The 18,054-nt window shown below is 65.9% G+C and carries 18 protein-coding genes; 3 read left to right on the top strand and 15 right to left on the bottom strand.

The features are described 5' to 3' along the window. Window positions 1–4 precede the first annotated feature (4 nt). The 6 genes from nrdE to AC1DBN_RS00445 all read right to left on the bottom strand — a co-directional run bounded on the left by nrdE (window position 5) and on the right by AC1DBN_RS00445 (window position 6,905). Window positions 5–2,125: a class 1b ribonucleoside-diphosphate reductase subunit alpha gene (gene nrdE, locus AC1DBN_RS00470; protein ID WP_091723990.1), complete on the bottom strand. Its 2,121-nt coding sequence runs from the start codon at window positions 2,123–2,125 to the stop codon at window positions 5–7. Window positions 2,126–2,145: 20 nt separating this feature from the next. Continuing rightward, window positions 2,146–2,616 (bottom strand): class Ib ribonucleoside-diphosphate reductase assembly flavoprotein NrdI, encoded by a 471-nt coding sequence (nrdI, locus tag AC1DBN_RS00465; protein WP_091723992.1) that lies wholly within the window; start codon window positions 2,614–2,616, stop codon window positions 2,146–2,148. 102 nt (window positions 2,617–2,718) lie between these two features. Next, the gene (nrdH, locus tag AC1DBN_RS00460) at window positions 2,719–2,964 is read right to left on the bottom strand and encodes a glutaredoxin-like protein NrdH (protein WP_015937305.1); all 246 of its coding nucleotides are present in this window, start codon (window positions 2,962–2,964) and stop codon (window positions 2,719–2,721) included. Between the two features lie 397 nt (window positions 2,965–3,361). Beyond that, window positions 3,362–4,732, bottom strand: coding sequence for a class I SAM-dependent methyltransferase (locus AC1DBN_RS00455; protein WP_477722414.1), 1,371 nt, complete (start codon window positions 4,730–4,732; stop codon window positions 3,362–3,364). After that, the gene (locus AC1DBN_RS00450; protein ID WP_091723995.1) at window positions 4,729–5,493 is read right to left on the bottom strand and encodes a DUF1365 domain-containing protein; all 765 of its coding nucleotides are present in this window, start codon (window positions 5,491–5,493) and stop codon (window positions 4,729–4,731) included. The genes AC1DBN_RS00455 and AC1DBN_RS00450 overlap by 4 nt, the downstream gene beginning before the upstream one ends. 14 nt (window positions 5,494–5,507) lie before the next feature. Next, window positions 5,508–6,905, bottom strand: a complete 1,398-nt coding sequence (locus tag AC1DBN_RS00445) for an NAD(P)/FAD-dependent oxidoreductase (protein ID WP_091720691.1) — start codon at window positions 6,903–6,905, stop codon at window positions 5,508–5,510. Between the two features lie 137 nt (window positions 6,906–7,042). On the opposite strand from AC1DBN_RS00445, the gene AC1DBN_RS00440 reads away from it, so the two are divergent. Further along, complete coding sequence (locus AC1DBN_RS00440) at window positions 7,043–7,960, top strand: LysR family transcriptional regulator (protein WP_091720693.1); 918 nt, start codon at window positions 7,043–7,045, stop codon at window positions 7,958–7,960. 45 nt (window positions 7,961–8,005) lie between these two features. Next, on the top strand, window positions 8,006–8,512 hold the full coding sequence (locus AC1DBN_RS00435) for a DUF2004 domain-containing protein (protein WP_015937310.1): 507 nt from the start codon (window positions 8,006–8,008) through the stop codon (window positions 8,510–8,512). Between the two features lie 108 nt (window positions 8,513–8,620). On the opposite strand, the gene AC1DBN_RS00430 is transcribed toward AC1DBN_RS00435, so the two are convergent. The 7 genes from AC1DBN_RS00430 to AC1DBN_RS00400 form a co-directional block, all read right to left on the bottom strand. Then, window positions 8,621–9,583 carry a methylenetetrahydrofolate reductase gene (locus AC1DBN_RS00430; RefSeq protein WP_314214690.1) on the bottom strand — a complete coding sequence of 321 codons (963 nt, stop codon included), beginning with the start codon at window positions 9,581–9,583 and terminating at the stop codon, window positions 8,621–8,623. Window positions 9,584–9,925: 342 nt separating this feature from the next. Further along, window positions 9,926–10,783, bottom strand: coding sequence for a hypothetical protein (locus AC1DBN_RS00425; RefSeq protein ID WP_091720699.1), 858 nt, complete (start codon window positions 10,781–10,783; stop codon window positions 9,926–9,928). Then, window positions 10,780–11,730, bottom strand: coding sequence for a vWA domain-containing protein (locus AC1DBN_RS00420; RefSeq protein ID WP_091720702.1), 951 nt, complete (start codon window positions 11,728–11,730; stop codon window positions 10,780–10,782). The genes AC1DBN_RS00425 and AC1DBN_RS00420 overlap by 4 nt, the downstream gene beginning before the upstream one ends. Then, window positions 11,727–12,737, bottom strand: coding sequence for a vWA domain-containing protein (locus tag AC1DBN_RS00415; RefSeq protein ID WP_172829968.1), 1,011 nt, complete (start codon window positions 12,735–12,737; stop codon window positions 11,727–11,729). Before AC1DBN_RS00415 ends, AC1DBN_RS00420 begins: the two co-directional genes overlap by 4 nt. Next, entirely contained in the window at window positions 12,728–13,198 is a 471-nt protein-coding gene (locus AC1DBN_RS00410) for a hypothetical protein (protein WP_477722413.1), read from the bottom strand. Before AC1DBN_RS00410 ends, AC1DBN_RS00415 begins: the two co-directional genes overlap by 10 nt. After that, window positions 13,188–14,081 (bottom strand): DUF58 domain-containing protein, encoded by an 894-nt coding sequence (locus AC1DBN_RS00405; protein WP_091720710.1) that lies wholly within the window; start codon window positions 14,079–14,081, stop codon window positions 13,188–13,190. The genes AC1DBN_RS00410 and AC1DBN_RS00405 overlap by 11 nt, the downstream gene beginning before the upstream one ends. Window positions 14,082–14,091: 10 nt before the next feature. Next, complete coding sequence (locus AC1DBN_RS00400; protein ID WP_091720712.1) at window positions 14,092–15,099, bottom strand: AAA family ATPase; 1,008 nt, start codon at window positions 15,097–15,099, stop codon at window positions 14,092–14,094. A 151-nt stretch (window positions 15,100–15,250) separates the two neighbouring features. Here AC1DBN_RS00400 and AC1DBN_RS00395 point away from each other — a divergent pair, with 151 nt between their 5' ends. After that, window positions 15,251–15,454, top strand: coding sequence for a hypothetical protein (locus tag AC1DBN_RS00395; protein ID WP_091720714.1), 204 nt, complete (start codon window positions 15,251–15,253; stop codon window positions 15,452–15,454). Between the two features lie 30 nt (window positions 15,455–15,484). Here the strand turns inward: AC1DBN_RS00395 and AC1DBN_RS00390 are convergent, their stop codons facing one another. Both AC1DBN_RS00390 and AC1DBN_RS00385 read right to left on the bottom strand, forming a co-directional pair. Further along, a complete protein-coding gene (locus AC1DBN_RS00390) occupies window positions 15,485–16,687 on the bottom strand; it encodes an ROK family transcriptional regulator (protein WP_091720716.1) in 1,203 nt (400 codons plus the stop codon). 164 nt (window positions 16,688–16,851) lie between these two features. Then, the gene (locus AC1DBN_RS00385) at window positions 16,852–18,024 is read right to left on the bottom strand and encodes a class I SAM-dependent methyltransferase (RefSeq protein ID WP_091720719.1); all 1,173 of its coding nucleotides are present in this window, start codon (window positions 18,022–18,024) and stop codon (window positions 16,852–16,854) included. Window positions 18,025–18,054 lie beyond the last annotated feature (30 nt).

Below are 18,054 nucleotides of genomic sequence, written 5' to 3'. Positions count from 1 at the left end.
ACTACTAGAGCATGCAGCTGACGCAGCCCTCTACTTCAGTTCCCTCCAGCGCAAGCTGGCGGAGACGGATGTAGTAGATGGTCTTGATGCCCTTCTTCCAGGCGTAGATCTGGGCCTTGTTGATGTCGCGGGTGGTGGCGGTGTCCTTGAAGAACAGCGTCAGCGACAGGCCCTGGTCCACGTGCTGGGTAGCGGCGGCGTAGGTGTCGATGACCTTCTCGTAGCCGATCTCGTACGCGTCCTGGTAGTACTCCAGGTTGTCGTTCGTCAGGTACGGCGCCGGGTAGTACACGCGGCCCAGCTTGCCTTCCTTGCGGATCTCAATCTTGGACGCCACCGGGTGGATCGAGGAGGTGGAGTTGTTGATGTAAGAGATCGAGCCGGTGGGCGGAACAGCCTGCAGGTTCTGGTTGTAGATGCCGTGCTCCATGACGGAGGCCTTCAGCGCCAGCCAGTCAGCCTGCGTGGGGATGTGCACGTCCTTGAAAAGTTCGCGGACCTTTTCGGTCTGCGGCACCCATTCCTGCTCCGTGTACTTGTCGAAGAACTCACCCGAGGCGTACTTGGACTTCTCGAAGCCGCCGAACGTCTGGCCGGTCTCGATGGCCAGCAGGTTGGAGGCACGGACCGCGTGGAACACCACCGAGTAGAAGTAGATGTTGGTGAAGTCCAGGCCCTCCTCCGAGCCGTAGTGGACCCGCTCGCGGGCAAGGTAGCCGTGCAGGTTCATCTGGCCCAGGCCGATGGCGTGGCTCTGGTCGTTGCCCTTGGCGATGGATGGCACCGAGGTGATGTTGGACATGTCGGACACTGCGGACAGCGAACGGATGGCCGTCTCGATGGTCAGGCCGAAATCCGGGGAATCCATGGTCTTCGCGATGTTCAGCGAACCCAGGTTGCAGGAGATGTCCTTGCCGGTGGCATCGTAGGAGAGGTCATCGTGGTACGTGGTGGGCTGGGAAACCTGGAGGATCTCCGAGCACAGGTTGGACATGATGATCTTGCCGTCGATCGGGTTGGCCCGGTTCACGGTGTCCTCGAACATGATGTACGGGTAGCCGGACTCGAACTGGATCTCCGCGAGGGTCTGGAAGAACTCGCGGGCCTTGATCTTGGTCTTCTTGATCCGGGAGTCGTCCACCATCTCGTAGTACTTTTCGGTGACCGAGACGTCGGAGAACGGCATGCCGTAAACCTTTTCGACGTCGTAGGGCGAGAACAGGTACATGTCCTCATCCTTCTTGGCCAGCTCGAACGTGATGTCCGGGATGACAACGCCCAGCGAGAGGGTCTTGATGCGGATCTTCTCATCCGCGTTCTCGCGCTTGGTGTCCAGGAACCGGTAGATGTCCGGGTGGTGCGCGTGCAGGTAGACCGCACCGGCACCCTGGCGGGCACCAAGCTGGTTGGCGTAGGAGAAGCTGTCCTCGAGGAGCTTCATCACGGGGATGACGCCGGAGGACTGGTTCTCGATCTGCTTGATGGGCGCGCCCACCTCGCGGATGTTGGTCAGCGCGAACGCCACGCCGCCGCCGCGCTTGGACAGCTGCAGTGCGGAGTTGATGGAACGGCCGATCGACTCCATGTTGTCTTCGATGCGCAGCAGGAAGCAGGAGACCAGCTCGCCGCGCTGCTTCTTGCCGGCGTTCAGGAACGTGGGGGTGGCCGGCTGGAAGCGGCCGTCGATGATCTCGTCCACCATCTGGAGGGCAAGCTTTTCGTCGCCGCGGGCCAGGTGCAGGGCCACCATGCATACACGGTCCTCGTAGCGCTCCAGGAAGCGCTTGCCGTCGAAGGTCTTCAGCGTGTAGGACGTGTAGAACTTGAACGCGCCCAGGAAGGTCTCGAAGCGGAACTTCTTCTTGTACGCGCGGTTGAAGAGCTCGCGGATGAAGTTCATCGTGTACTGGTCGAGCGTCTCGCGCTCGTAGTAGTCGTTCTTGACCAGGTACTCGAGCTTCTCTTCCAGGTCATGGAAGAACACGGTGTTGTTGTTAACGTGCTGCAGGAAGTACTGATGCGCAGCCTCGCGGTCGGCGCCGAACTGGATCTCTCCGTTCGGGCCGTACAGGTTCAGCATCGCGTTCAGCTCGTGATAGCCCAAACCCTTGTAGGCGGCAGGCATCTCCGGCTTCTGGGCCATGGTTACTTCTGTGTCTGCGACAGTCGTGTCCAAAACGTGTCCAATCCTTGGTTGACCCGGGTGACGTCTTCCGGCGTTCCCATAAGTTCGAATCGATAAAGGTGGGGTACCTGGCATTTGGCGGCGATGATGTCCGCCGCCAGGCAGTAGTTGTCCCCGAAGTTTGTGTTTCCGGCGCCGATCACTCCGCGGAGCAGCTGCCTGTTCTGCGGGTTGTTCAGGAACCGGATGACCTGCTTGGGGACTGACCCCTCTCCCCCGGTGCCGCCATAAGTGGGCACCACCAGCACGAATGGCCGGGTGGCGAGGAGGGGTGCGTCCTTCGCATAGAGCGGGATCCGGGCCACTTCCCGGCCGAGCTTCACAACGAAGCGGCTGGTGTTCTCGGAAGTCGAGGAAAAGTAGATGAGCTGGCTGCCGGTCCGGACTGCTTCGGTTTCATCCGATGTCCGGACGGGCGGGGACACCTCCACGCGCTGAGCCGCGTGGTTGTGCAGGGCCCTGCGTCCCTGCTGTGCTGCTGGTGCTGCGATGGAAGTCACCTCAGCTGGCTGGTTTGAAGGAAAGCGGATTTCCTAGGCCACGGAGGAAACTGCGGAAAGCGCCAGTTCCTCGATCTTGTCCGGGCGGAAGCCGGACCAGTGGTCCTGGTCGGTGACCACAACGGGAGCCTGCATGTAGCCCAGTGCCTTCAGGCGGTCGAGCGCCTCGGCGTCCTGGGAGATGTCAACGCTCTGGTAGGTGATGCCCTTTTTATCAAGAGCGCGGTAGGTGGCGTTGCACTGAACACAAGCAGGCTTCGTGTAAACCGTTACGGTCATTGTCCCTGTCCCCTTAGTCGAAATCTTCGCTGGTCCGGTGTCCCCGTCCAAGCTGTATGTCGATACTACATGTAGTGCAGACGCCTCTTAGGAACCCCTAGATGATGTATTACAAGTATGTCATTTAATGCACCTTTAATCCACAGGCGGGCCCCTTCAAAATGTCCGGAATCCCGGCGATTTCGTGGACACCATCCACACCCTGTGGAGTACTTAGCCACATTTAAACCCCAGCGTGTCGGGGAAAAGACGGCGTGTCGCGGCCGTCCGCGCGACCGTTCCGGACAGCCAAAAGGGGGTCCCGAAGTGACCTTCGGAACCCCCTTGGGTGAGCAAACGCACGACGGCGGCAGGCCGGCGTCGTGCGCCCCCCAGCTTTCACCCGGGGAAGGTGGCGCTAGAGCTGCGCCTCCCGCCGGTCCAGCACGATCTGCTGGACATCCAGGTAGCCGGACTGGAACCCGGCACGCGAGTAGCAAAGGTAGAACAGCCACATCCGCTGGAACACCGCATCAAAGCCGAGCCCGTCCACTTCGGCGGACCTGGCAAGGAAACGCTCCTCCCACAGGCGGAGGGTGGCGGCGTAGTGGTCGCCCATCCCCATACGCTCCCGCACGCGGAGGGTGGTGTACTGCTGCGTAATGCCTTCGATGGCCCGCACCGACGGAAGGAACCCGCCGGGGAAGATGTACTTGTGCACCCAGGTGTAGGCGTTGCGGGTGGCCAGCATCCGGCCGTGGGGCATGGTGATGGCCTGGATGGCCACCTTCCCGCCCGGTGCCAGGACGCGGTCGATGGTCTGGAAGTAGATGGGCCAGTACTCATAGCCCACTGCCTCGATCATCTCCACGGACACCACGGCGTCGTACTCGCCTTCCACCGCGCGGTAGTCCTGCAGTGCCACTGTCACCTTGTCCGCGTACCCGGCATCGGCAATGCGCGCCTGGGCCAAAGCCTGCTGTTCGCTGGAGAGCGTCACGCTGTAGACGGTGGCGCCGCGGGCTGCGGCCCGCAGGGCAAGTTCGCCCCACCCGGTGCCGATTTCCAGGAGCCTGGTTCCCTGGCCTACGCCGGCCTTGTCCAGCAACCTGTCGATCTTCGCCTGCTGCGCCTCCGCCAAGACACCGAAGTCCACCGAATCCAGCGGTCCCGCAGCCGAAGGGAACAGCGCCGACGAGTAGCTCATGGTGGTGTCAAGGAAGTTGGCGAACAGCTCGTTGGACAGGTCGTAGTGCCGTGAGATGTTGCTTCGCGTGTTCTGCTCCGCGTTCCGTTCCTGCCGCGGCGTGCGCGGCAGGTAAAGGGTGCGGAGCTTCTGCAGCGGCATGGGGATCAGGCTGTCAACGGACGCCGCGAAGACCTCCAGGACGGCTGCGAGGTCGCTGGCTTCCCAGTCGCCGGCCATGAAGGACTCGCCGAGCCCGATCAGGCCGTTGTCACCGATCCGGACTTCGAAGGCTTCCGGCCGGACCATCGTCATCACCGGCGCGTCAGGGCCGCCCGTGCCCAGGACCGTTCCGTCCGGGTACTCCACGCGGAGGGGGAGCCGCTTGGCAGCCCCTTTGAAGAGCAGGCCTGCCGCCTTGCCTGCCACGGCAGCTTTGGCTCCCGACGGCGGCTGGGCAACTCCGGGCCAGATCTCCGGATCGATGGTGGCGGGCGATGCCGGCATTCCGGTGGGCGTCCAGGTGGCGGGGCCGTTGCCCCCGGCCGGGGTGCCTGCCTTGGAGTGGGCTGCGGCGGTGCCGTTGTCGTCCGTCATTGTCATTGAACTGCCTCCTGTGAGGTGTGGTGTGGCTTGGTGACGACGGGCAGGCGTCTTGCCCAGAGTTTAATGCCCTGCACCCTGATCAGGGCGGATACCAGCAGCGGCGCGGCCGGCACCTGGATTGCGGCGGCGATGATGTTCCGTGCGGTGGCGGGACGCCGCCGCCCGTCCATGGTGGCCACGAAGGGCCGCTGGCCTTCGCGCTCCAGCACGATCGAGACCGCCAGCCGCTCCCCCGGCGCCGGCAGCTTCATCCGGTACTGCCCGTCGACGTCGTTGAAGGGCGAGACGTAGAACGCTTTGGGTACCGATGCCCGGCCTGCCGCGTCCGTCCGGAGCAGGTAGCAGTGGCGCTCACCGTACGTGTTGTGGACCTCGGCAACGACGCATTGGAGGTCGCCATCGCTCCGGTAGCACCAGAACAGGGACAGCGGGTTGAAAACGTAACCGAAGACCCGGGCGCTGGTCAGCATCCGAATGGCACCGCCGTCGGGCTCGATGCCCTGGGTCCGCAGGTAGCCTTCCACGTTGGACCGGATGCTGTGGTCCGGGTTGCCAAGGTGGTCGCCGGCGTGGAATCCTACCAGCGGCCGGAGCCAGGCGGGCACGCGGGGCAGCCGGTCGACGTCGACGAACCAGCTGTAGCTCCGGTAGGTGAACGCGTTCTTCAGCGGGCTTTGCCGCACGTGTGAAATCGAGGTCCGGTAGATGGCCGCCACAGGGGCCGCGGCACCATCGGTGGTGGCTGTGCCGGCGTTCATGGCTACACCGTAGCTCACGAGGGTTCCGCCGCCCGGGCGAACTCGCGCTCCCCCTCGCCGGCAGCATCCGTGGGGCCGGCGTTGACGGGGGCCCACTGGCGGCCCAGCTTTTCCGCGGCGCGGACCCCGGCAAGGGCTCCGTCTTCGTGGAAGCCCCACCCGAGGTAGGCGCCGGCAAAGGCAACCTTGCTGTCACTCAGGGCGGTAATCGCCTCCTGCGCCTTCAGCGATTCGGGCGTGTACTGCGGGTGTTCGTACACCATCCGCTCCAGCACGGTGCCGTCTCCGATGAGATCGGACTCGCCGAGGCTGACGAGGTAGGGTCGGCCGTCCTGCGGTTCAAGCCGCTGCAGGCGGGTGAGGTCGTAACTGACCAGGACCCTGTCCGGCCGGGCATCACAGGACGGCAAACGGTAATTCCACGAGGCCCTCGCGTTCTCCGCGGACGGCAGCACGGCCGGGTCGCGGTGGAAGACCGTATGGTTCACGGAATAGGGCATGCCGCCGAGGGCTTCCTTCTCCTCTGGGGTGGCATCGGCAAGGAACCCGAGGGCCTGCGCCGGATGGGTGGCAATCACGACGGCGTCAAAGTCTTCCAGCGTGTCTCCGGCCGCGAGCTCCACGCCCGAGTCGTGGCGCCGGATGGCTGTAACGGGAGTATTGAGCCGGATGTCCGGCAGCGTCGCCGCCAGCTTTTCCACGTACCGCGCCGATCCGCCCGTGACCGTCCGCCACTGCGGCGAGCCCTTGAGGCCGAGCAGTCCGTGGTGGCCAAGGAAGGTGAACAAGTAGCGGGCAGGGTAGTTCAGCGCGGTAATCGGATCGCACGACCACACCGCGCTGACCACAGGGGTCATGAAGTGGGAGATGAAGTACTGGCTGAATTTTTCGCGGGCCAGGAACTCTCCGAGCGTGGGTTCCGGCGCCTTCGGGTCGCCGCTGACGGCCGAAGCCGGGGCAGTCTTCAGCAGTGCGCGGGCCCTGCGGTAGAACCGGGTGACCTCCAGCAGCATCAGCAGGTAGCGTCCGCGCAGCAGGCTTGATGGTTTGGCGATAATGCCGCGGGCTCCGTCCCGGGCCCCCGCGTACTCCAGGCCGCAGCCGTCGCAGCGGATGGACATGCTCATCTCGGAGTCCTGGGTTTCGACACCGAGCTCGGCAAACAGCCGCAGGAGGGTGGGATAGGTGCGTTCGTTGTGGACAATGAACCCCGTGTCCACGCCCATCAGGGAGCCTTCCGGCTGGGGCATGTCGTGGGTGTGGGCGTGCCCGCCCAGGCGGGAATCGGCCTCGAACAGGGTGACGTCGTCCTGCCGGTTGAGGACGTAGGCGGCGGTCAGGCCTGCCACTCCGCTGCCGATGACGGCAACGCGCCGCCTCTCGCCCCCACTCGCTGCTGGGTTAGGTGACAATCCATGCTCCTCTGCTGAACATCTGCCGCTGGACGGCTATACAAACGGCAATTCGGCGCCGGACCCGAAGCGGATGGGCTGATTGCCGCCCTTTTTGTCCAACCCTATGGGCACAGCACTCAGAGTACTGTTGGCTGGTGGTCAATCCGGTGCACCTGAAGACATTGATGGAGGTCACCCGCCTGGGCTCGTTTGCCGCAGCGGCGGCAACCCTGGGCTACACGGCTTCGGCCGTGTCCCAGCAGATGTCTGCCCTGGAGCGCGATACGGGCACCGTTCTGTTCCAGCGTTCGGCGCGCAGCGTGGTGCCTACGGAGGCCGCCGTCGTCATGACCCGGCATGCGGCCAAGGTGCTCACGGACATCGAGGCCCTGATGGCTGCCGCGTCGAAGACCCAGGATGCCGCCAGCCAGGAACTCAGGCTGGGCATCTTCCCCAGCCTTGCCACCTATGTCCTCCCCCGGATCCTGAAGAATCCGGCCTGGAAGAACCTCGGCATTGACCTCCGCGTCTCGGTGGCCGAGCCGGGACAAACCATCCAGGGGCTGCGCGCGGGCGGAGACCTGGACCTCGCCGTGGTTTTCCAGGTGGGGCAGACCGGGGTGGCGTGGCCGGCAACCATTAACAGGCAATGGATTGGCGACGACGACTTCCGGGTGGTCCTTCCGCGCGACTGGGGATTCCGGCCGGACGCCGGGGTGGCGGCCGAACACCTGTCCGAGTTGCCGTGGATCATGCACCACCCGGGCACCAGCGACGCCATGGTGATCGAACGGCTGTTCGCCGGCTGCAACCTCCATCCCCGCGTTGTGGCGCACAGCGACGACTTCCATGCCAGCCTGGAAATGGCGGCCGCTGGACTGGGTGCAGCCCTGGTCCCGGAACTGGCGCTGCGGAACAAGCCCGCCGGCGTCGTGGTGCTCGACGTCCCTGAAATCCGGCTTGCGCGCAACGTTTTCGCGCTCCTGATTAATGACCGGAAAACGGCCCGGGTGCAGCTGTTTGTCGACCTGCTGGCGGAGACTTTGGCCGGAATGCGCACCGCAGTGAATTAGGCCTGAACGCTGGAATGCGCTGCCCTTCGGGGCTATGTTGAATCTATGAACAAGGTAGCCAGCCAGCATTTTGGCGAAATTGAGCTCAATCACGGCAGGGATCACCTCTTTGCCGCTAAGCATGAGCTGCGTGGCCACCCGCTCAAGATTGACCTGAATGTCACCGCCCACGACCACTTCGATGAAGCGGCCCTGCGCAAGGTGGACTACCGGCTGCGATTCCTGCCCGAACTCGTTGATGAAGTGCGCGAGATGATCGCCGAGGAACTCGACCAGGAAGGCACCAGCCCGCAGGAGTACCTGCACTTCCACTGCAACGCCCTCAAGGATGAGCACCTGCAGAAGGTGTTCGGCGTGGAGGAACGCAGCCAGCTCACCAACGATGTCTTCCTTAAGGCCCTGAAGCTGGGCCACCTCGCCATCTACCCCGGGCAGCCCGAACGCTACTTTGTCCTGGACTTCACGTTGGGCGAGCACTTTACGGACGAGGTGCTGGTTGCCTCTGCCGACGAAGACGGCGTCGTTGACGACGAGATCGTCTGGGAGTCCTGAATCGCTGCTGAGAGCACGACGGCGGCCGGCTACCTTCAAGCGAAGGTGACCGGCCGCCGTCGGACTTTTGTCCGCGGCAGTTTGGTCCTTTCAGGAGAACGCTGCGGCTTAGCTGGCGAGCTGGGTCCGGTTGGCGACGCTGCGGCTGCCGGCGCGGGTGTGGCGCGGAAGGGCCAGCTTGTCCAGCACCTCCAGCGCGCTCTGGTGCTCGTTGAACGTGTAGAGGTGGATTCCGGGGGCGCCGGCATCCAGTGCGGCGTTGGCCAGGTCCACGGTGGCATCGACTCCGATGCGGAGCCGCTCGATGTCCGTATCGGCCGCAGCCAGCCGCTCCGTAAGTTCCGCCGAAGGTTCCACGCCTGCGAGTTCACCCAGGCGCTTGACGCGGCGAAGGCTTGTGAACGGCATGACGCCCGGGATGATCGGAATAGTCACCCCGGCACGGCGCGCCCGGGAGAGGAGGTCCAAGTACTGCGAGGAATCGAAGAACACCTGGGTGATGGCGAAGTCCGCACCGGAGCGCTGTTTGGCCAGCAGAACCTCGACGTCGTGTTCCTCGCTGGGTGACTCCGGATGGCGGGCGGGATACGCCGCCACACCGACCGCGACCTTCCCCGCACACAGCAGGGCCGACCGGCGCTGCTCCACACGGCGGATCAGTTCGATCAGGTCCTGGGCGTAGCGCAGGGAGCCGTTGACCGGCTGGCTTGCGTCGTTGGAAAGGTCGCCGCGGAGGGCGAGGATCCCGCGCACACCGGTGTCCAGAAGCTGGCCGATGACGCCGGCGAGCTGCTCCGGGGTGTTCCCCACGCAGGTAAGGTGCGCCAGCGGCCGGAGGGTGGTTTCCAGGAGGAGCCGGTCGATCAGCTCGAGGGCAGTGTCCCGGTTGGACCCGCTGGCACCGTACGTGACGGAGACGTAGTCCGGTGCAGTGGTTTCCAGTTCCCGGATAGTGGTCCACAGCGTTTCGGCAGCGGCCGGCGAACGGGGCGGAAAAAGTTCGTAGGACAACGCCACCGGGGCGGCGTCCGAGGGGTTTGGCTGTGTGCCAACAGGGCTTGTTGGTGACATTTGCGTCCTTGGCTTTGGGCCATTGGAGCTCCCCGCGGATGAGGCTGCAGGAACCGGCAATGGACTTGAGTTTGGGAATACGGAAGAACTCCACAGGGACGCAGCCGCGACTGTTTCGCCTGTGTTGAAGTTGTCCGTGAGCAAATGTCAGGCCCACATGGGGGCACCCACACCCTCCGAACGGAGGATCGCTGACACGTTACCAGGGTAACTTGCCTCCGACTTTATGAGCGGGCTGGCGGCCCGTTCAAGTCCGCTCCGAATTAAGACACAGTTTTACGCCCGGTTTCGATGCGCTGCTGAAGATTGTTCGCCCCGGCTGCCCCACTGGGGTCCGCACGCTTACCAGGGCCGGTCCGGGCCCTGGTTGTACCCGGTGTCCTTGAGGTAGTCCTCCCGTTCCCGTCCGGTGTTGCGTTCACGCTGCGACTGCCGTGCGCTCTCCTCAAGCTGTTCCAGCTGGCTTTGCTCCGGTGAGTCCGTCTCCTTTGCAGCAGGGTCTGGATTTTCAGTGGGCTGCTGTGCAGCGTCACCGTCTTTGCCGGCGGCCTCCAGTTTCCCGGCCAGGCGTCCCCCGGCTTCGTCCAGCCGCTCCCCCGCAGAACCATCACCTGTCCCCGAGGGACTGGCGAAGCACCCGTCCGGTGCCGCCTTGACCACGCCCAGGGCGTCGGAGAAAAGCGCCGCGGCCGACGCCGGGTCCTCCGCGCGCAGCTTGTCGTCGCCCAGGCGTTCGGTCGCCAGCACGAGGTTCACCCTGATGACGCAGGCATCGGCGGACCCGACGGCGCCTCCGGGAACCAGGTCCAGGGCTTCGGCGAAACGTTGCCGGGCGGCGTCGAAGTTCCCGCTGAGGACTTCGGCGTCCCCGGCGGCGAACGGGGCCTTGTGGGGCTCCGGAATATTGAGGGGCTGCAGCCAGCCGGCGGCGGCCGCGGCAGCACCGGCATCTTTGGCGTCGAATGCCGCGGCTGCCTGGCCGCCGAAGACGCCCAGGCTCAGGAGCTTGGCGGCGATGCCGAGTACCAGGATGACCGGCACGGCGGAGCCCGCCAGCAGCAGGCGCCGCTTCCGCAGACGTCCAAGGCTCTGCTGAGGGCCCTGATGTCGGTCCTTCCCGTTGGTGGCCCGGCTCCCGTGTGCCGCTACCCTCGTGTGGCGCTGGGGCCCCTTGGGTGGCAGGGGTTTTGTGGCGGTCATGGGACGCGTTCCCCCCGTTCGACTGCCTTGGCCGGGGCGGGGGACGCTGCACGGGGCAGCTCCCGGTACCGGCGGATGATCATCGCAGCATCCGGCAGGGCGAGCGCGAAGGCTCCCGCCGCGAACAGCCAGTACAGCTCCGTCCGGCTTTCCACGGAATCGCCGCTGCGCTCGAGTGTGCCCGGGCGGGCCTCCTGCATCATGGGGCCAACCGGGTCTCCGGCTTGCCGGTGCACGTACGGGACGCCCAGTTGCCCGGCCACAGCCTGCAGCCGCGGCTCATCGATGCGGGACAGGGCGTCTGCCCCGGCACCGTCACGCACGTAGGGCCCGTCCGCGGCTTCACCCGGATTACCGGAGTTTTCCTTCATGCGGGCGCCGGCGGCGGTGCCGTACCCCAGTACCGCTCCCCCGGCCACCAGGCTGCCGTCCAGATTGAAGCGTTCCGGCTCCTTTCCGCTGGTCTGCTCGCCGTCGCCCAGGTAGTACACCAGCCGCGGGCGCTCCGGGTGGCTCTCACGCGCGGCGTCGAGGCGCTCGGAAAGGACCTGGCGTGCGGCTGTGATGCTGCTGCCCTTGGCGAAGGCGGTCACCTGCGGCTCCAGGACGGTGACCATGGTCTGCAGTGCCAGGGTATCGGTGGTCAGGGGCATCCGGACAAAGGCTTTCGTGTCAAAGGTGATCAGCGAGAACCGCGCCCCGGGCAGTTCCTTGGCAATGGCCACGATGTCCTGCCGGACACCATCCATCCGCGGAGCTGAGGTCCCATAATCTTCGGCCACCATGCTGGTGGTGGTGTCCACCACAAAGAACACGTTCAGGTCCGTGGTGGCTGCCTGCGAGGTGCCGCCAGGCAGGGCAGGGCGGCAGAGCGCCGCCACCAGGAACGCTGCCAGCAAGCCACGGCGCAGCCAGGAACGATTCCCCGTCAGCAGGATCCGGCTCATAGCCGCATCCTCCACAGTGCGGAGCCAAGCGTTATCCCGGACAGGACGGCCACCCCCAGCGGAAGCACCGGCTGGTCTGAGACCACTGCCCTCGGGGCGCCTTTCAAAGCGGTGGCCTCCGTCTCCTGCACTGCGGCAACGATTCCCGGCACTGCCCCGGGATTGTCCAGCGCGTAGTAGGAGCCCCCCGTGGATTCCGCTGCCGTGCGGAGCTGAGCCCCCGGCTGCCCGGCATCGGAACCGTAGTCCAGGTCCCCCGGGTTCAATGCGTACACGCGAACTGTCCTGTCCTTCGCCAGCGCCGCTGCCTGTGGAAGCGTCAGGATCGGATTGCCGGATACATAGTTGTCAGTGGCAAGCACCACCGACCGGGAGCGTTTCGCTGCCGTGCCGTCCTCGCCTGCATCACTGTCCGGGGTACGGGGGAACCCGCTGAGGCAAGAGGCCAGCCCGTCGCCGATGAGCGAGGAGCCGCGTCCGCCCCAGGTGCCGTCCAGGAAACCGGAGCTTCCCGGTTTGCCCTCGAAGGCGTCGCGTGCCAGCAGCAGCTGGTCGCGGGCATACCCGTAGTCGTCCGTCAGCGGGAAGACCTGGCTGCCGGTGCTGTCGAAGATGGTCAGCCCGATCCGTTCACCGTCGAATTCCCGGGCCAGCTCGGCGAAGACTTCCACCACGGCAGCGTCGGCGCTGCTCATGGAGCCCGAAACGTCCAGGCACAGCATGATGTCCCGGTTGCGCTGCTCCGGCACCGTGGTGGTCAGCTGGACGGGGCGCGCCGCTGCAACGGCGGCCGATGCAAGCAACGCGGCGCAGGCGATCCCTGCCACGGCAAGCCACCGGCGGTGGCGGCGCAGGGCGTCCTGGTATTCGGGCAGCATGGTGAGGCGGTCGCTGTGGGCGGCAGGCCGGCGTCGGACGTCCGTCTGCCGGTGGCGCACGGCGATCCAGGCTGCTGCAGTGGCCGCCAACGCTGCTGCGGGGAGCAGCCACCAAAACATCAGCTCCATGCCCGCACCGTCTCCCGGGCCGTGGCCGCAGTGGCCGACACGGGCGGCAGCGGCTCGGGACCGAATTCTCCCGGGTAGATGGCGCCGACGGCGGCGGCGGCCGCGGGCAGGGGGTGCCGTTCCAGGTCGGCGTGCGTCATCCGCGGGGCGTCCACTCCGGAGGCGTCGCGGACGAAGCGGCGCAGCAGGTGGCTGATGTCCTGATGGGCCGCACGGGCATCCGTGGTTCCGGCCGCGGCATCCTGCTCAGCATCATTGATGCGCTGGATGTAGGCGGCCTTGAGGGCGGCGAGGTCGGTCAGCTGGGCGGGCCGCTGGTTTTCGGGGGCGGCCCGTGGCGGACGGGTGGAGGCAAAAACGAGGACGTACCACGCTGCCACGAGCGCGATCAGGGCGAAGCCTGCCCACATCCATGCCGGGCTGTACTGGAGGGGGCCGAAAAAGGCGGGCTCATCCTGCACGGCGGTGCCTTTCCAGGAGTGCGAAGAGCGCACTGACCACGTCCTGGCTGCCGTCTACTGTCCCCTCGGTGATGCCGGCCCGCCGCAGCATGGTGTTGCGGCCCGCATCCCGCTCAGCGGCGGCATCGGCGTAGGCGGCGGCAATGGCCTCTGTGCCGGCAAGGTGCATCGGGAGGACAGCGGAGTCGCTGACACTGAAGTACCCTGCACCGTCGCCGGGCCCGGCTCCGGAGGGCGCCAGATCCGCGTCCCGGATGGTGAGCCAGAGGATTTCGTGCTGGGCCCGGAGCCTGCGGAGGAGCTGCTCCAGGGCAGGGGACGCCGGGATTTCGTCCGCTGCCACGAAGAGGAGGTTGCGTCCTTTGACGGTGCGCGCCACGTGATCCAGCTGGTCCTCTATCCTGCTGGGGGCAGCGTCCAGGCCCGCACGGGAGTCGACGTGCCGGAGGAGCCGTTCCAGGTGGGCTTCGCCGGCCTTCGCGGGGATGGTGCCGGTGCCGGCAGAGTCGCCGCTGACCAGCCCCACCACGTCGCCGTGCCGGAACGCCAGGTATCCGGCCACACCCAGTGCCATGACGGCGATGTCCTTCTTAACCTCGCCTGACCGCGAGACGGCTGCCATATTTCGCCCCGTGTCCGTGACCAGGATGACCGTTTGCCGCCGGACCGCGACGTAGCGGCGGATCAACGGCGATCCGTGGCGGGCCGAGGCCTTCCAGTCGATGTCGCGGACTTCGTCGCCGGGGACGTAGGCGCGCAGGTCATCGAAGTCGAGGCTGCGTCCGCGGAAAACTGAACCGTACTCGCCGTCGAGCATTCCCCGGGCTTTGCGATGGGCGAAGATGGCCATCTTCGATTTCACCCTGTGCAGGAGGCTGGTCATTCCGGCGGCCTCAGGGGGTTGGGACGGCGGCGACGACGGCGTCGATTACCGTTTCCACCGGCACCTGCTCCGCGACGGCGTCAAAGTTGAGGATGATCCGGTGGCGCAGCACCCGGTGTGCCAAAGCCTTGACGTCCTCCGGAATAACGTGGTCGCGGCCGTGTAGGAGGGCCACAGCCCGGGCGGCCTGGCTGAAGGCGATACTGGCACGGGGGCTGGCGCCGAACTCGATGAAGTCCGCCAGCCGCCGCTCAATGTACTGGCCCGCGTTGCGGGTGACGAAAACCAGGCCCACGATGTAGTTGACGATCGCGGGGTCGAGGTAGATGCGCCGCACCAGGTCCTGCGCAGCCCTGACCGCGTCCAGCGATACGGCGGCGGCAGGCACCTGCTCCGGGCTGAAAACGCCGGCGTCGATGCGCCTGATGATTTCTGCCTCTTCCGCCGGCGATGGATAGTCCAGCACGTCCTTGAGCATGAACCGGTCCATCTGGGCTTCGGGCAACTGGTAGGTGCCCTCCTGCTCAATGGGGTTTTGCGTGGCCAGCACCAGGAAGGGGGACGGCAGTTTGTAGTCCTGGCCGCCGATGGACGTCTGCCGCTCCTGCATGGCTTCGAGCATGGCGCTCTGGGTTTTGGCGCTGGAGCGGTTGATCTCGTCCAGCAGCACGATATTGGCGTGGACCGGGCCAAGCTGCGTGACGAAGGTGCCCTTGGCGGCGTCGTAGATCTGTGTTCCCACGATGTCGCTGGGCAGGAGGTCCGGGGTGCACTGGATGCGGCGGAATCCTGCGCTGACCGCCTCCGCCACGGTTTGGGCTGCGGTAGTTTTGGCCAGCCCGGGGACGCTTTCGAGCAGGACGTGGCCGCCTGTCAGCAGTCCAACCAGCAGGGATTCGCGGAGCCTGGCCTGGCCCACCACCTTGGCCTCGAAGCTGCGGGAAATGCCGGCCACCACCTGCTGCGCCCGGGCCAGTTCGGCCGGTTCGATTCTCGCGGACGCGCTGGTTTGAAGCACTGGATTCCCCCTGGTGGCTGTTCGTGGCGCGGCGGGCCTGCCCGCTGCGCTCCGCCAGCAATCCTATCCATATCCGGCGCGCCACGTCCCGGAAGGACGGCCTGGATGGGGACCCCTCCCCATCGCGGGCACGCAGGTCTATCCTTTTGCCATGAGCGAGCTTCCAGCCAGTTACAAGGAATTTCTTTCCGACAAAAGCGACCTGTTCATCAGCGCAGTAAAGCCTGTCCTGCAGCAGTCGGCAGCGGACAAGCTCCACGGCGTCCGGGTCACCTACAACCCCGGATCCACCGGCCACCAGGCGCATGTGGATGACACCCTGCCGTTCGGCGTGGTGTTCGAAGACATCGACTGAAGCGGGCTGAACCGGCGGTACGCGGCGCCCTTAGCTTTCCAGCAGGAGCCGCTGCGCCCGGGGCGCCAGGGTGTGTTCGAGGACCAGTGACGCTGCGCCGATCGCACCCACGTCTTCGCCCACGCCTGTGCCTACTACTTCGATGGGATGGATAAGCCGGGCGGCGCTGTTTGCTTCGAGCAGCTGGGGCACCTTGGCCAGGAACCGGTCCGCCATGCCGCTCCAGAAGGGGCCGCCGAACACTACCCGTTCCACGTCCAGCGTGTTGGTCACCACGGAAATGGCACGGGCCACAAGGGTGGCGGATTTGTCGATGATGGCCATGGCGCGTTCGTCGCCGGCGTCGGCCAGTTCGCACAGCCTCGCGAAGCTCTGCTGGATCTCCGCGCCGGTGTTGCCGGGCCGGGTGCCGTTCAGGATGCCTGCGGCCTCTGCCTCAGCCACCAGGACCTGCGGGATACAGGACGATTTAACACAGCCGCGCAGCCCGCAATCGCACGGGGGTCCATCCGGGTCCACCATGATGTGGCCGATTTCCCCGGCGTTGCCTGACGTGCCGCGGATGACTTCGTCGTTGAGGACAATGCCGCAGCCGATGCCGGTGCCCATGTACATGAACACGAAGCTGCCGGCCCCGCTCGGGCCGCCGGCCCAGGTTTCCGCCACGGCGGCGCTGGTGACGTCCTTGTCCACCAGGACGGAGTATCCGGTGGCCTCGGACAGGGCGTTGCGCAGCTCCACCCGGTCCCACCCCGGAAGCAGCGGCGGGTCCACCACGGTTCCGTTGTCCAGGTCGATGGGGCCGGGCGCAGCCACGCCGAGTCCGGCGATCCGGTCCCGGTCGACACCGGATTCCTCCACCACCCGGGCAACCTGGGCGGCGATGGTGGCGATGACGGCTGCCGGATTGTTGCCGCCGGGAGTGTCGATCCGTGCGTGCTGGACGACTGATCCCACCAGGTCCATGACGACGAAGGTGGTCACGGCGGGGTCGAGGTGGACGCCGACGGCGTACATTCCCTTGGGGTTGAGGCGGAGGATGGTCCGGGGCTTACCCGGGCCGCTGCCTTCCTTGCCGGCTTCGACAATGAGGTTCTGGTCCAGCAGGCGGCGGGAGATGTTGGAGATGGTCTGCGGGGACAATCCGACGATCTGGGCCAGTTCAACCCGGCTGAGTCCGCCCGAGGTCCGGCGGATGGCGTCAAGGATGACTGTGAGGTTGAAATCCCCCATCCGTGGCAGGTTGGTTCCGCGCCTCGGTGAGGATTGGCGGATTTCAGACACGGTTACCCCTAAACGTCTTGGGCCACGTAGTTGTGGTGCTGCTTGAATCGTACGTTACGCGTGGTCACTGACACATAGCCGGGTTGGCTGCCCGGCGTGGCGGCGGCCCGTGGCTATCTGGCGGACCGCCGGACACTGCGCGTGACAATGAATTTGGGGTTGTTCCCCTCCACAGTGGTAGGCCCGACTTCCCGTTCGAGGGCGGGAAGGTAGGGCAGGTGCCTGTTGTAAACGGTCCAGAGTTCACCGCCGGGAGCAAGGACCCTGCCGGCCGCCTCAATCAGCTTCAGGCCCGCCCCCGCGTGGACCCCTGCGCCTACGTGGAACGGCGGATTCAGCAGGACCAGGTCTGCGCTGGAATCGGCCATGGTGCTCAGGGCATCATCCTGCAGCGCACTGATCCGCCCGTCGAGCCCGTTTGCCTGGGCGGTGGCACGTGCCGAGGCAACAGCCGCGGCCGACTGGTCCGTGGCGGTCACGTGCGCCACCGGGTACTTCCTGGCGTACATGGCCGCGAGGATTCCTGTCCCGCAGCCCAGGTCCACCGCGTGCCGGGCCGGTTTCATGGCCGGAAGGAAGGTCAGCAGGAACCGGGTGCCGATGTCCAGTTTGGGGCCGGCGAACACGGCTCCGTGCGCTGCAACGTCCAGGCCGAGTTCGTCGAGGTGCACGACGACGGGAAAGGACGTTGGCGGCTGGTCCGCCTTCGCATGGGAAGCCACAATGACCCGGGACTTTTGCCGGGCGAGCTGGGGCTGGACCGAGTCGAAATACCGTTCGAGGACGCCGTTCATGCCGAGCGACATGTGTTTCACCCGCCCGCCGGCGAGCAGCAGCGCCCCGGGCGCCGCGTGACGGGCAACCGCGGCGGCCACTTCCTCCAGCTCGGCCAGCGTTTTCGGCAACTGCAGCAACACCACCTCTGCCCCGGTGAGGAGTTCGGCGCCGAGCGGCAACTGGCGGAACTCCGGCACCCGGCCGCTGCCGGCGTCGTCGCTCTCCTTTTCCGCCTGCCAGGCGAGGGCGTTTTGCTGCAGCGCACGTTCTCCGGTGACCAGGTCCTGGTGCACCCGCAGCGCGGCAGGTGCCAGCAGGTCCAGGGCACCCAGCGTGAGGGCACCGTAGCGGTCGCCAAGGATGGCGACAGCGCTGCCGGGGCCCGCCGAAGCTGCGGCAGTTTCCAGGAGGAGCCTGTCCGTGGCGTCCCATGCCTGCAGGTTGGGCGCTTCCACGTCCGGGCGCCGGCGGAGGATCCCGAAGATCCGGTCAAGACTGTCTGTTGCCACGTTTTCCCTGCCGTTGTTCCTTAGCTGCGG

It is taken from the genome of Pseudarthrobacter sp. 10T415, from assembly GCF_056394175.1.
This window is presented reverse-complemented; position numbering and strand designations above follow the sequence as displayed.